Origin of the sequence: Acinetobacter sp. ME22 (genome assembly GCF_022012315.1) — a bacterium.
Lineage (GTDB): Bacteria > Pseudomonadota > Gammaproteobacteria > Pseudomonadales > Moraxellaceae > Acinetobacter > Acinetobacter brisouii_A.
The window spans coordinates 449,510-462,751 of record NZ_JAKLTL010000002.1; the positions used below are offsets into that span (position 1 = coordinate 449,510).

Annotated in this window: 12 protein-coding genes; 10 read left to right on the plus strand and 2 right to left on the minus strand. The window is 40.2% G+C overall.

The window, feature by feature from the left end; genetic code table 11:
* Positions 1 to 7 precede the first annotated feature (7 nt).
* Together LVY74_RS04840 and LVY74_RS04845 are read left to right on the plus strand one after the other, a co-directional pair.
* On the plus strand, positions 8 to 1,732 hold the full coding sequence (locus LVY74_RS04840; RefSeq protein WP_237814064.1) for an FAD-dependent oxidoreductase: 1,725 nt from the start codon (positions 8 to 10) through the stop codon (positions 1,730 to 1,732).
* Positions 1,729 to 2,346, plus strand: coding sequence for an NIPSNAP family protein (locus LVY74_RS04845; protein WP_237814065.1), 618 nt, complete (start codon positions 1,729 to 1,731; stop codon positions 2,344 to 2,346). Before LVY74_RS04840 ends, LVY74_RS04845 begins: the two co-directional genes overlap by 4 nt.
* Before the next feature lie 113 nt (positions 2,347 to 2,459).
* On the opposite strand, the gene LVY74_RS04850 is transcribed toward LVY74_RS04845, so the two are convergent.
* Positions 2,460 to 3,839, minus strand: coding sequence for an L-serine ammonia-lyase (locus LVY74_RS04850; RefSeq protein WP_237814066.1), 1,380 nt, complete (start codon positions 3,837 to 3,839; stop codon positions 2,460 to 2,462).
* A gap of 345 nt (positions 3,840 to 4,184) precedes the next feature.
* On the opposite strand from LVY74_RS04850, the gene LVY74_RS04855 reads away from it, so the two are divergent.
* From LVY74_RS04855 to prpF, 8 genes are all read left to right on the plus strand, one after another.
* Positions 4,185 to 5,072, plus strand: coding sequence for a DMT family transporter (locus LVY74_RS04855; protein WP_237814111.1), 888 nt, complete (start codon positions 4,185 to 4,187; stop codon positions 5,070 to 5,072).
* A gap of 901 nt (positions 5,073 to 5,973) precedes the next feature.
* Positions 5,974 to 6,837: a transporter gene (locus LVY74_RS04860; RefSeq protein WP_237814067.1), complete on the plus strand. Its 864-nt coding sequence runs from the start codon at positions 5,974 to 5,976 to the stop codon at positions 6,835 to 6,837.
* 104 nt (positions 6,838 to 6,941) lie between these two features.
* The gene (locus LVY74_RS04865) at positions 6,942 to 7,190 is read left to right on the plus strand and encodes a DUF6868 family protein (RefSeq protein WP_237814068.1); all 249 of its coding nucleotides are present in this window, start codon (positions 6,942 to 6,944) and stop codon (positions 7,188 to 7,190) included.
* Between the two features lie 82 nt (positions 7,191 to 7,272).
* Entirely contained in the window at positions 7,273 to 7,974 is a 702-nt protein-coding gene (locus LVY74_RS04870) for a DUF1003 domain-containing protein (protein WP_237814069.1), read from the plus strand.
* A 13-nt stretch (positions 7,975 to 7,987) separates the two neighbouring features.
* Positions 7,988 to 8,410: a hypothetical protein gene (locus LVY74_RS04875; RefSeq protein WP_237814070.1), complete on the plus strand. Its 423-nt coding sequence runs from the start codon at positions 7,988 to 7,990 to the stop codon at positions 8,408 to 8,410.
* A gap of 64 nt (positions 8,411 to 8,474) precedes the next feature.
* Complete coding sequence (locus LVY74_RS04880) at positions 8,475 to 9,140, plus strand: pseudouridine synthase (protein ID WP_237814071.1); 666 nt, start codon at positions 8,475 to 8,477, stop codon at positions 9,138 to 9,140.
* Between the two features lie 127 nt (positions 9,141 to 9,267).
* Positions 9,268 to 9,645: a ribonuclease E inhibitor RraB gene (locus LVY74_RS04885; RefSeq protein WP_237814072.1), complete on the plus strand. Its 378-nt coding sequence runs from the start codon at positions 9,268 to 9,270 to the stop codon at positions 9,643 to 9,645.
* A gap of 208 nt (positions 9,646 to 9,853) precedes the next feature.
* A complete protein-coding gene (gene prpF / locus LVY74_RS04890) occupies positions 9,854 to 11,038 on the plus strand; it encodes a 2-methylaconitate cis-trans isomerase PrpF (protein WP_237814073.1) in 1,185 nt (394 codons plus the stop codon).
* 93 nt (positions 11,039 to 11,131) lie between these two features.
* Here the strand turns inward: prpF and LVY74_RS04895 are convergent, their stop codons facing one another.
* The gene (locus tag LVY74_RS04895) at positions 11,132 to 13,153 is read right to left on the minus strand and encodes an esterase/lipase family protein (protein WP_237814074.1); all 2,022 of its coding nucleotides are present in this window, start codon (positions 13,151 to 13,153) and stop codon (positions 11,132 to 11,134) included.
* Positions 13,154 to 13,242: the final 89 nt, after the last annotated feature.

Below are 13,242 nucleotides of genomic sequence, written 5' to 3' on the forward strand. Positions count from 1 at the left end.
AATCAAAATGGATAAACAGGTTGATTTATTGGTGATTGGTGGTGGTGCGGCAGGCATGTCGGCTGCGCTGTTTGCCAAATTAAATGGATTGGAAGTGCTGCTCTGTGAAAAGGCAGGGCAAGTGGGCGGCACATCGGCAACCTCGGGAGGCACAGTTTGGGCACCGGGGTCGCATCTGAGCGTACAGGCAGGCGTACCTGATGATGTAGAACAGGCGCGTATTTTTCTACAGTCCGTGGTTGGAAATCGCGGTGGCGAAGAATTACGCGAAGCATTTTTAGCATCTAGTGCCGACATGATTCGTGAACTTGATGAGAAAACCACAGTCAAACTGAATGCTTGTCTGGCACATCCAGATTACATTAAAAATCAGCCAGGTGAAGCATTGGGTGGACGAGCTTTAGCACCTGCTGAATTCGATGGTAGGGTTTTGGGGGGAGACTTTCAGTATGTCCGCCCACCACGTCCTGAATTTATGGGCTTAGGCGGGATGATGGTTAACCGCAGTGAACTGAATGCCTTACTGAATCCGCTGAGTAGCCTGCAAAACCTGATGACGACTTTTAAAGTGGTGCTGCCATATTTTCTGTCACGTCTACGCTTTTCACGCGGGACACGTTTGGTCATGGGGAATGCCTTGGTGGGTAGCCTGTTTTATAATTTAAAACAGCAGCATGTGCCTGTCTGGTTTAATTCACCGTTGCAAGAACTGCTACTGGAAAATGGCAAAGTGGTCGGCGCAAAAATCCAGACTGAGCAGGGGCTGCAAACCATTCGCACGCGTCAGGGGGTGGTACTGGCAACAGGTGGTGTCGGCTGGAATGCACAGCTCCGTGAGCAGTTATTTCCTAAAGCCATGCTGAAAGATTCTTTATCACCAACGTCAAATACAGGTGATGGCTTGACACAGGCGATGGCAGCAGGTGCAAAACTCGACCCGTCTGTAGACAGTAGTGTACTGTATTTTCCTTGCTCGATTCATACCCACGCCAATGGCTACAAAGCCATTTGGCCACATATCATTTTAGATCGAGCCAAACCAGGTGTGATCGCTGTCAATGACGATGGCAAGCGCTTTGTCAATGAATCCGACTCCTATCATGATTTTTGTATGGCGCAAATCCGCACAAATCAGGGCAAAGATAAAATCCAGTCTTATTTAATCTGTGATCATACTGCGATACAAAAATACGGTCTGGGTCTTGTTCTACCTGGTGCAAAACAGCTCAATTATTACTTAAAAAATAACTATCTATATTCAGCCAATACACTCGACGAACTGGCAAAAAAAGTCGGCATTCAACCCCAAGGTCTGGTGGATACCGTTCAGCGTTTTAATCATTTAGTAGAGCAAGGCGAAGACACCGATTTTGGCAAGGGGACTGGGGTTATGAACCGCTTTAACGGTGACCCAGAAGTGAAGCCAAATCCGTGTTTGGGCAAAGTCGAACAAGGGCCTTTTTACGCATTAGCCGTGACCCCGATGGACTGCGCCAGCAGTGGCGGTTTGGCTGGAGATATTTATGGTCGGGTTCTCGACCACAATAATCATGTCATTTCTGGGTTATTTGCCTGTGGAAATGATCTCAGTTCAATTTTTAAAGGCACATATCCTGGTCCAGGAACAACGCTTGGCCCAGCCATGGTCTTTGCGTGGCGAATTGCTCAATTTGCCGCAGGAAAACTTGTCGAACAACCAATATCAAACATGCAACAACGGAGATCCGCATGAAACTTTATCAACTTATCAATATCACCATTAAAATGGGAACAACGGCTGCTGTTGCGCAAGGCATTCAGAGTTTTTATCAGGATGCTGCTGCACAAGGTCGGCTCTTGGGGGTATTTTTTTCGGATATTGGTCAATTAAACCAAGTGGTGGTACTACGCAGTTATGCTTCCCAATCTGAGCTAGATACTGAGAATGCACGTTTAGCAGCGCAAGAGCAGTTATTTGGTGCGGCTGAAAATATCATTCGTTATTCGGTTGAAAACTTTGCAGGTTTTGACTTCTTGCCTGAGGTTGAACTTGGAGAATTTGGTCCCGTGTATGAAATTCGAACCTATGAGTTAAAACATGGTGGCGTACCACATGTTCTTGAGGCATGGAAAAATGCCGTGCCAACACGAACCGAATATTCAAAATTGACTGTAGCAATGTATGCACTGGATGGCACGCCACGTATTGTGAGTATCTGGCCGTATGCTTCTTTGAATCAGCGCTCTGAAGTACGTGCTAAAGCCGTAGCAGATGGAATCTGGCCACCAAAAGGTGGGCCACAGTGGTTGACACATGAAATGCAATCGATGATTGCTTTGCCAACAGCAATTTCGCCGTTGAAGTGATGATTAAAGATTGAATCTATTAAAAAAGCGAGTGGGAAATCACTCGCTTTTTTAGGTTTTTATTACAGTAAATCTAAATGCTTACATTTTAAATAGAATGAGGCGAGCAACCATCAACACTCAATCGCATTGACGGCTAAACCACCTTTCGAGGTTTCCTTATATTTCTCCGACATATCCTTGCCAGTTTCTTTCATAGTCTGAATCACTTTATCGAGCGAAATAAAATGCTCACCATCATCATGGAGTGCCATTTGTGCCGCATTAATGGCTTTCACCGCTGCAATTGCATTGCGTTCGATACATGGAATTTGGACTAAGCCTCCAACAGGGTCACAGGTTAAACCTAAGTTATGCTCCAGACCGATTTCCGCAGCATGTTCCACTTGAGCAGGTGTGCCATCTAAAATTTCGGCTAGACCTGCTGATGCCATTGAACAGGCTGAACCGACTTCACCCTGACAGCCGACTTCCGCACCTGAAATAGAAGCCTGTAACTTACATAAAATACCGACTGCTGCCGCACTCAAGAAGAAACGTACAATTTTATCTTCGGACAAATCTTGTGAAAAAGTCACGTAATAATACAAAACCGCAGGAATAATGCCTGCTGCACCGTTAGTCGGTGCAGTCACCACACGACCACCTGCGGCATTTTCTTCATTGACTGCCAGTGCAAATAAGTTCACCCATTCCATTGCGGTAAAAGTCGTATCAATCAGGTTCGAATTTTTCTTTTGAATCAGTTGTTGATGAATTTTTTTGGCACGGCGTTTAACATTCAGCCCACCAGGAAGAATGCCTTCATTGTGTAGACCATTTTGAATACAGGTTTGCATCACCTGCCAAATATGCATAATTTTTCTGCGAATCTCAGCTTCACTACGCCAGCTTTTTTCATTTTCAAGCATCAGTTGGCTGACGCTTAAATTATGCTGTTTGCAGAGTGCCAATAATTGTTTGGTTGTGCGAAATGGATAAGGAATTTCGGTTGTATCATCAACAACATTGCCTTGTAGGGTTTGGCTTTCATCCACAATAAAACCACCACCTACGGAGTAATAGGTATTTTCATATACTGTCTGACCTTGTGCATCGTATGCCGTCAAGGTCATGGCATTGGGGTGGTAAGCCAATGGTTCATCAATAAAAATCACATCTTGAGCATAATCAAACGAAACTTGGTGTTCAGTACAGAGCTTTAAATTTTTTTGTTCTAATGCGGTTTTGAGTAAGTTCTCAGTCTGTTGAGTATCGATACTTTCTGGTTCAAATCCCATGAGTCCTAAAATGGTGGCTTTATCTGTGCTATGTCCAATCCCTGTAGATGACAGCGAGCCAAATAACTGTATTTTGAGTTTATTTACACTAGAAAGCTGTTGCTGGGTTTCGAGATGTTGACGAAATATATGGGCAGCACGCATTGGGCCTACGGTATGCGAACTCGATGGCCCAACACCAACTTTAAATAAATCAAATACACTGAGTGCCATAGTTATGTCCTTATAACAAAAGGGAGAAAAATGCTTAAAAATAAAATCTTAGCGTGAAAAAATCACAATACTAAACTTATGTGGCAATCACTAATATTATATTTATCTTAAATTTAATTCTTGATCTGAATGCTAAATTTTAGAGCAGAAATATCATTTGAAGCTTTCGGTTTCTTTCATGGTTTCCAACAGCGCTTTTGTTTTTTGCTTGAGTAAAGTTGAAACATCTTTCAATGCGGATTAAGTGCAGTAATCAGGATTTATGCAAGAAGTCTTTGAGATGAGAGTCGAAAAAACATTGTAAAAAGCGTACATTAGCCACATCGTAAAACGAAGCCTAAACCGATTATCATGATTTGGATTTTATTTACCGTAATGGCTGCATTTATGCAGGCGTGGCGCAATGCGTTTCAAAAGCAGCTCAGCACTACGGTAGATGTTTATGGCACAACCCTTGCCAGATTCTTATTTTCTCCAGTCTTTGCAATCAGCTACCTGATTTTTCTATATCATCAGCATCCGATGAGCACTCAAGTTCATTTGAGTCATCAGTTTTGGGTTTATATCTTAATCGCAGGGGTTAGCCAAATTTATGCAACTGCACTAATGGTGAAGTTATTTCAGCAAAGAAATTATGCCATCGGGATTGGCCTTGCCAAAAGTGAGGCAATTTTAGCCGCGATTATCGGTGTCATTTGTTTAAATGAACATCTCAGCGCTTGGGGTTGGGTGGGTGTTGTAATTGGCGCAATCGCGGTTTTTTTATTGAGTAAAGGCAGTCATCGTCGTGAACTCTCCATCAAAACTATATTGATTGGTTTAGGGAGTGGCTTATGTTTTGCGATTACTTCGCTCTTGGTTCGTCAGGCAAGTCTAGAACTGACAATGCTGCCTTTTTTGCATCGAGCAGCTTGGGTGCTGTGCTGTCTGATTAGTTTTCAATGCGTGATTATGCTGTTGTATCTGGGAATTTTTAGCCGAAAAACCCTGTACAACATGTGGCAACGGGTTGGACTGACATTTCGAGTGAGTGTCAGTAGCTTTTTAGCATCGCTCGGCTGGTTTAGTGCCATGAGTATGCAGTCTGTCGGGATTGTGAAAACGCTGGGACAGATTGAAATTTTATTCAGTTTGTTGATTTCGGCATTTTTCTTTAAAGAAAAATTGGCAGGTTCAGATCATTTAGGTTTGGCTTTGGTGATCGTTGCAGCAATTATGGTGATTTGGGCATAACAATCGAAAAGTCACAGTCAATGGTCATGACGAAGTCGTACTTTTAGTTCTCATTTGCATCGGAACTTAATTTTATTATGGTAAAAAAATGATAAATAGACCCTAATTTTGTAATTAAAATGCGATTAATTTTTATAATATAGAAATATTTTCCCTTATCTTTTAAATTTACGGTAAAAATTATCAAAATAAATCAAAAAATCTCTGACTAAGAAAAACAATCCCACCCTGAACTCCCTAAACTATATCTCAAGGGTGTGAAGGGGATCGAAAAGAGTAGCATGCACCAAAGCGTATAACGCAAGTGTGTACTCACCCAAAAGGTCTCGATTCGGCTTAGGACGCTATAAATCAAGAGTTTATAGGCATAAGGTCATCACTTACAAAGTCATGGTTGTTGAAGTTATTCCCCTGACACCCTAAAAATTTCTATGATTTCAAAATCTTCAAAATCTTCAAAATCTTCAAAATCTTCAAAATCTTCAAAATCTTCAAAATCTTCAAAATCTTCAAAATCTTCAAAATCTTCAAAAAATTTCTATTGTTTAAAAATAACTGGATTAAAAAATTATTGTCTGATGGCTAATTCATAGCTCAGTTACAAAAATATTGACCAAAATCAGCCTATAAAATGCCTAGTGAAAAACAATGATCGTTTGTATTTGTGTTTAATTTTTAGTCAATCTAATTAATCTTCAGGTAAAGTCTAATAATTATTCTTTTTTCTAAATAATGGCATCATGAAATTTTATAGTTGGATCGTATAAAGTAGAAAAAGTCATTACGACTATCGCATGGCTTTTTTTTGAGAAGAAAAACAGTAGATTAGAAAACAGCCATTTTTTGTCTAAAGATTAGACACTGCAAGGCTAAAATAGTTTGCTATTCAAAGGATTGGAATATGAAATTTTTAAAAAATAGCCTTGTTGCTATCGCGGTTTCTCTCAGTTTAAGTCAAGTTCATGCTGTAGATTTGGATGCTGGAGATTATGACTATGCACCAAGCGGTACCAATTTAGCCATTTTGTATTATCAACATGCCACGCGTGATGCACTTTATAGTGGAAGCGATAAGGTTGCAGGGAATTATGATCTAACCTCTGATGTGGGTATTGCACGTTATGTGCATTATACCGATGTTGCAGGCATCCATATTGCCCCGCAAATCTTGATTCCATTTGGACGCCTAGATGCCAGTAAGGATATTTCCGATCTTGGTTCAACTAGTGGCTTAGGTGATATTATCTTAGCCAATACTTTCTTTTTATATAATGATGCCAGCACACATTCAACCTTTGGCATTACCCCGTATCTGTTTTTACCGACAGGCGAGTATTCATCAAGTAAAGCTTTAAACTTAGGGGAAAATCGTTATAAATTGAATATTCAGGCTGCTTATACCACACGTCTAGCACCAAAGTTGGCTTGGGATGTCTCTGCCGATATGACAGTTTATGGTAAAAATACCGATGCTGCGGGTGGAGATATCAAGCAGAATATTGGTTATCAGGTACAAACCAATACACGTTATTTCTTGAATGATAAAGTCGATTTGCGTGCAGGAATTTCCTATAGCAATGCGGGTGATGTTAAACAGGCGGGTATTACCACCGATGCCATGAAACAAACTAAATTTTGGTTGGGTACAGGGATTAGCCCAACACCAACAACTCAACTGATCGTGGCATATGGACGTGACATTAAGGTTGAAAATGGCTTTAAAGAAGATAATCGTATTAACTTAAGATTTTTAAAGGCATTTTGATTTAAGTAATTAAGATATATCGTTAATTTTCTGTTCAAAAGTGGTCTGTATTTTTAGGAACTTTCGGTTTATGCTCATGGTATCTACCTTGTCGGAGAGATACCATGAGTTATGAGTTTCTACGGCACGTTTTACAATACGCCACTTTAATCAATTACATTATTCTTATTTTTTGGTTTTTGATGTTGGTATTTGCACGACCATTTTTAAAACGTGTACATACACAGTGGTTTCATTTGTCAGATAATCAATTTGACATGATTAACTATGCAGGGATTGCGATTTATAAAATCTTGGTGATTGTATTTAATCTGGTTCCTTTATTGGCACTCTATATGGTTGGACACCCATAAGATACAGAGAGTTGGATGTTTGCCATAAAACGGTCAAATCTTGCTATCATGATGGGCATAAGATTAAAAACATCAGTATATTATGGATACTCGAATTCCACTTCATTATTGCGCGGTATGTAAAAAACAATTTCCTTTAAAAGCACTTGTGCCAAGTGATGCGATTCGTGATGTGATTACAACGGAAATCCGTAAGGATTATCCTGAGTGGTCATCAAAGAGTTTTATTTGCCATTCCGATTTAACGCATTATCGTATTCAATATGTTCATTCTTTACTGAGATCTGAAAAAGGCGAGTTGACCGATCTAGAGCGAGAGGTCATTAGCAGTATGCAGTATCATGAATTGATCAGTAAGAACATTGAAACGGAGTTCGATCAAAATTGGACATTTGGTGAAAAGCTTGCCGATAAAATTGCCAGTTTTGGAGGGAGTTGGTCATTTTTGATTCTTTTTGGGCTTTTTTTGATCATTTGGATTGTGATGAATACGGTGGTTTTTATCGTTCATCCTATTGATCCTTATCCATTTATTTTGCTAAATTTAGTATTGTCCTGTTTAGCCGCGATTCAAGCGCCCATCATTATGATGAGCCAAAATCGGCAAGAAGCCAAAGATCGCTTGCGTTCTCAACATGACTATCAAATTAATCTCAAGGCGGAATTAGAAATTCGCCATTTACATGAAAAAATAGATCATTTGCTTTCACATCAATGGGAACGACTGGCACAAATTCAAGAAATTCAATTGGACTTGTTGACTGAAATGAATAAAAAACACTAGATAGGATGTCGCTATGTGTTTAACACTCATTAGAATTTTATATATGCCTGCACAAAGGTTATTGCAGGCGAACGATCTGCCTCGCCTGTGTCGGCTTGCGCCACGCTGTCGAAATTATTGTGCAGTTCTTTGTGTTGTGGCATTTTTGTTGGCAGTGGCCATTTTAGTGATATATCGCCAATTGCCTTTTGTGCTTGTACCAAAATTAATATTGGGTTGTTTTATTGTCTTTGTTTTGAGCGCCATGTTTGCTTCGCGGTTTGGAAGGTTGTGCAATGCAGAAATCAATCCTGAATATGCAGTACAAATTGCCAATATGGTCGAACAAAATACGCAATGTGCCGCTTATTTGACTCAAGTTCGTCAGCAAAATCGTCCATTTACCCGTCTAGATTTAGAACAAATGTCGAAATTGTATTTATATCGCCGTAGATAATAATATTGACAGGGTATATGGGCATTGCTATGTTGCCCACCTGTACACGTTTGTGAAAATCCCCATGCCTGTCGATCCTTCATTTGTTTATTGCCCACCTCAAGATCCCTTACATATTGTTTATGAAGATGCTGATTTATTGATTATTCATAAATTAGCAGGTTTACTTTCGGTTATGGGGCGTTTGCCTGAGCATCAAGATAGTGCTTATTTACGCGTTTTGGCAATATATCCGCAGGCTAAAGTCACACATCGTTTAGACATGGCAACCTCTGGCCTACTGATTTTTGCTAAACATCGCGATGCAGAAGTAGCGATGAGTAAATTGTTTCAGGCACGTCAGGTGACAAAACACTATATTGCTTTGGTACAGGGGCAGATTCAGCCTCAAGGTTCAGTTGATGTCCCTCTCATCACCGATTGGCCAAATCGTCCGAGACAAATGGTCAGCTTTGAGTTTGGTAAAACAGCCAAAACACTTTTTGAACGCATCAACTACAATGCTGAAACCAATATCAGTCGTGTTAAGTTGACACCTATTACAGGACGTTCACATCAACTGCGTGTGCACATGGCACACATTGGGCATCCTATTATGGGCGATGAGCTGTATCATCCTGAACCTAAAAGATTTACTTTGCCTCGTATGGCATTGCATGCCTCGTATCTAGCATTTCAGCAGCCTTTAACTCGTCAGAATATTGAACTGGATTTACCAGCCTCATTTTAGATGCTAAATATGTATCAAATTGTTAAATTGTCGACAATATTTTTTATTGAATATATCGTAAAATTGCAATAAAAATGAGCTAAGCTGTATTTTATAACAACAGCTAGCTCACGATAAGGACACAACAATGACACGCGATTATCAACAATTTCCTGACAACGACAATGGCAATCTCTTGTGGCAAATGTTTGAAGATGGTAGTGACCTCAATGAACCCTATGAGGTTGAATTTACCATTGTCTTTGAACAGCAGCAGCATGCCGATCAATGTGCGCTACATTTACTGCACCAAGAACAAAAAATCTCATTATATCAAGAGGATCAGCAAGAAGATCAAATTCATTTATGGGTGCTCAATATTCATATTAATATGATTTTAGAGCATGATGACTTGGTCGATTTAGAGGAATGGTTGGGGCGTATTGCTGAACAATTCTCTGGTCGTTATGACGGTTGGGGCTGTATGAGTTATCTATTTGATTATGAAGATGACGAAGAAGCATGATTTGACTGAAGATTACTTGCTTTAAAAAGGTCTAAGTTGATGATCAACTTGGGCTTTTTTTATGGCAAAAATAATATTGAAAAAAGGCTGGTTTTTACCGAGTTCCCCCATAGTCGAATAGAATTGTCGACAATTTGACTTCATAATATTGTCTAGACTCATGCAAGGTGAGTTATTTTTACAATATAGAAGATAGGAAAATAAGGAAATGGCTGCTCAGAAACAAATGACAATTCCAGCAACATATATGCGTGGTGGAACCAGTAAAGGCGTGTTCTTTAACCTGAAGGATCTACCCGAAGCAGCTCAAGTGGCAGGTGAAGCACGCGATAAAATTTTATTACGTGTGATCGGCAGCCCAGACCCTTATGCAAAACAAATTGATGGCATGGGGGGCGCAACTTCCAGTACCAGTAAAACGGTGATTGTTGCCAAAAGCCAACAGCCTGAGCATGATGTCGATTATTTATTTGGACAGGTGGCTATAGACCAAGCTTTTGTCGACTGGAGCGGTAATTGTGGCAATTTATCTGCGGCAGTGGGGCCATATGCGATTCATCAAGGTTTGGTGGATGCCAGTCGAATTCCTGAAAATGGCATTTGTACAGTTCGGATTTGGCAGGTCAATATTCAGCAAACCATTATTGCTCATGTGCCGATTGTAGATGGTCAAGTTCAGGAATTGGGTGACTTTGAACTGGATGGTGTGACATTTCCTGCGGCAGAAATTGCACTGGCATTTTGCGAAGCAGTTGACCCTGAAGCAACGACAGGCATTTTCCCGACAGGAAAACTCAAAGAACAGCTTGATGTTCCAGATGTTGGCTCATTTGAAGTCACCATGATTCAGGCGGGTATTCCAACGGTCTTTTTACATGCTGAGGATTTGGGTTACACAGGTACAGAACTACAAGAAGCAATTAATAGTGATGCTCAAGCACTTACTAAACTTGAAAAAATTCGTGCATATGCTTCACTCAAAATGGGCTTAATTACTGATTTGTCAGAAGCTGAAACCCGTCAGCATACGCCTAAAATTGCTTTTGCAGCACAGGCACAAGATTATGTGAGTTCGAGTGGAAAGACTGTCAATGCATCTCAGATTGATATTGTGGTACGTGCTATGTCGATGGGGAAATTGCATCATGCCATGATGGGAACGGCAGCGATTGCCATTGCAGCAGCAGCTTGTGTTCCCGGAACGATTGTTTATGAAAAGAGAAGCTCAAAAACAGGCAATAAAGTCTGTTTTGGTCATCCATCTGGAACATTGACTGTTGGTGCGGAAATGGTCGAACACAATGGCGTCTGGCAAATGCAGCAAGCGATTATGAGCCGTAGTGCTCGTATTTTAATGAAAGGTGAAGTCTATTTGCCAGCCAATACTTTTTAGAGATTTGTTTTAAGTCTTGATAGGCTGAAATCATCTAAAAATAAAAAAGCAGGAAGTTGTCCATTTAAACAACATCCTGCTTGTTGGGAGCCATTATTTACTTGCGGTTGCCTGATATAAACCATGCTGAATTAAGTGTAAGCGTAAAATACGACGTAATTCTAAAACAGCTTCAGGCGTTTCTTGTATAGAGTGACCACCGTGAATAATTTTCTCAGATGCAGCGCCTGCCAGATGGGCGCTACTATAAGGAACGACACCATCAGTAATTTTTGCGGGATTATTACTTTTGGTATCATTTCCAATAATAGAATGGAAAACAAAACCTTTTGGTGGATTCACATTTTCAGTCAAAGCAATAAATTTAGATTTATAGCTTAAATCACTTGGGCCATTTTGAATAATACCTTGATTGAGTTCTTTGAGGGTATTTTTAATACTGAGATCACCTTGCAATGTATCGCCTATAGCGCCAATAAATACACTCGGTACACGAATAATTCGTCGAGCCATTTTGGTAAACCATAAATCCGCAAAAGCTGTACCACGATTGGGTGAAGATAAGAAAATTGCTCGATCGAAGTTGGTAATAGGTTGAATATTCAGGCGTTCTTTTACAATTGGATCATTTTTATATTTACGAAATAGATTGCCTTTATTCAAGGTTTTAAATGCAGCATCACTCAGATCAGCATTGCTCACCAATAAACGTGCAATAATTCCGCCCATAGAATGTCCAATTAAAACCGCATCCGTAGCAGCAGGCGCTTTGGGATTAATTAAATCGAAAGATTGTTTTAATAAGGCATAAATCTGAAAACGACTTTCCATGATGGGCATATTGGTTGAGTAAAAAACCTGCCAGACCTGATAATGCTCACGTAAAACAGGATCTCCCATGATGTCGTTGGTTAGACGAATCCAAGCTTCGGGACTACTGGCTAAACCATGAACCAGTACAATCACTTTCTTATTTGGATTAAAAGGCTCAAGCATATATAAATGTGGCATTGCCAAATTCTGATCTCGATCAATCAGAGTTAAATAGGCTGATTTTCCCAGATTATTTTGTGCCAGCCATAAACCATAAGGTGCAGAAAAATTGGCAGCCAATGGGTAAGAGTGCTTTTCTATGTCAATACGATCATAGCGATAGGGGTCATGAACTTTGACCATCATGGGTGCATCGTTGAGTAAATCTTTTAAACTGGTATTTGCTGCGGGTTCAATGGTGATGGTCGTTGCCAAATAACGTGGGGCACGAATGTTGGGATTTTGTCCATTTTTAAATTTGTAGTTGAGAGGATCAATAATATATTTATTTTCCTCATCCGTTTTTTGTTTGGGTAAAATGACAACAAATTCAGAGCCAAAACCATCACGGCGGTTGATGGAGCGTAGACCTGAAAAGTTCAGGTTATAACTTGAGAGATAACTTTCAATTGGCTGATTTGCCAAATCGGGATAATCACTGAAATCTAAACGATAGTCACTATTGCCAATCTGGACGCTAGGTAGCAAATGTTTTTGTTCATCAATACTTTGAGCGGGATAAGCCGAAGCAAGTTTGGCGATTGCCTGATTATAAAAATCTCGAATCTGGACTTGGCGGTTGTCAAAAATACGTTGTTGCGGCTCACGGTTAGAGTGAAATAAATACGCATAACTATAGCGAATACTGCGATCAAGCATCGCTCCTTCTTGTTGAATGCAGTCCGTATGTAGTTTTTGCTGATGTTGATGTTTTTCCGATGGGGTTTCTTCGGCTTTGGGATGGCTTTTACATGCAGATGAATTTTCGAGTTGTTTCGCTTTAGCAAGATATAACTCACTTGCGGTAGAAAACAATTGTTCTTGTGGAATCTGTGGAATTTGTTGTAGATCAGCCAAGCAGGCAGTGGGATCATCCATACAGCTTTTGGCTTCCCGACCTGTCATAGAAAGGACATTTAAACTGGCTTCACTGAGTTTGTCACGCGTTAAAATACTGTCACGTTCATTGGAAATGGTGACATTGAATGCCTGCTGCTTGACGTTGACCACTTGGCAGCCACTGACCAGTAGGCTTGCAACAAGGGCAAAAAGAAAGAATGTCGTTTTGAATTTCACATGCATAACGGCTAAATCTATAACAGATTAGGGAATATAAAGAAGCATACGAAATTGTTGGTATTTTTCAATGTAAAAAATATTAAAAAGGCGAC

Bases quoted from the DNA above. Each gene is read 5' to 3' on its own strand.
- LVY74_RS04840 (WP_237814064.1), top strand. From the start codon at position 8: ATGGATAAACAGGTTGATTTATTGGTGATTGGTGGTGGTGCGGCAGGC.
- LVY74_RS04850 (WP_237814066.1), bottom strand. From the start codon at position 3,839: ATGGCACTCAGTGTATTTGATTTATTTAAAGTTGGTGTTGGGCCATCG.
- LVY74_RS04870 (WP_237814069.1), top strand. From the start codon at position 7,273: ATGGATACTCGAATTCCACTTCATTATTGCGCGGTATGTAAAAAACAA.
- LVY74_RS04895 (WP_237814074.1), bottom strand. From the start codon at position 13,153: ATGCATGTGAAATTCAAAACGACATTCTTTCTTTTTGCCCTTGTTGCA.
- LVY74_RS04860 (WP_237814067.1), top strand. From the start codon at position 5,974: ATGAAATTTTTAAAAAATAGCCTTGTTGCTATCGCGGTTTCTCTCAGT.
- LVY74_RS04865 (WP_237814068.1), top strand. From the start codon at position 6,942: ATGAGTTATGAGTTTCTACGGCACGTTTTACAATACGCCACTTTAATC.
- LVY74_RS04885 (WP_237814072.1), top strand. From the start codon at position 9,268: ATGACACGCGATTATCAACAATTTCCTGACAACGACAATGGCAATCTC.
- LVY74_RS04880 (WP_237814071.1), top strand. From the start codon at position 8,475: ATGCCTGTCGATCCTTCATTTGTTTATTGCCCACCTCAAGATCCCTTA.
- prpF (WP_237814073.1), top strand. From the start codon at position 9,854: ATGGCTGCTCAGAAACAAATGACAATTCCAGCAACATATATGCGTGGT.
- LVY74_RS04875 (WP_237814070.1), top strand. From the start codon at position 7,988: ATGTGTTTAACACTCATTAGAATTTTATATATGCCTGCACAAAGGTTA.
- LVY74_RS04845 (WP_237814065.1), top strand. From the start codon at position 1,729: ATGAAACTTTATCAACTTATCAATATCACCATTAAAATGGGAACAACG.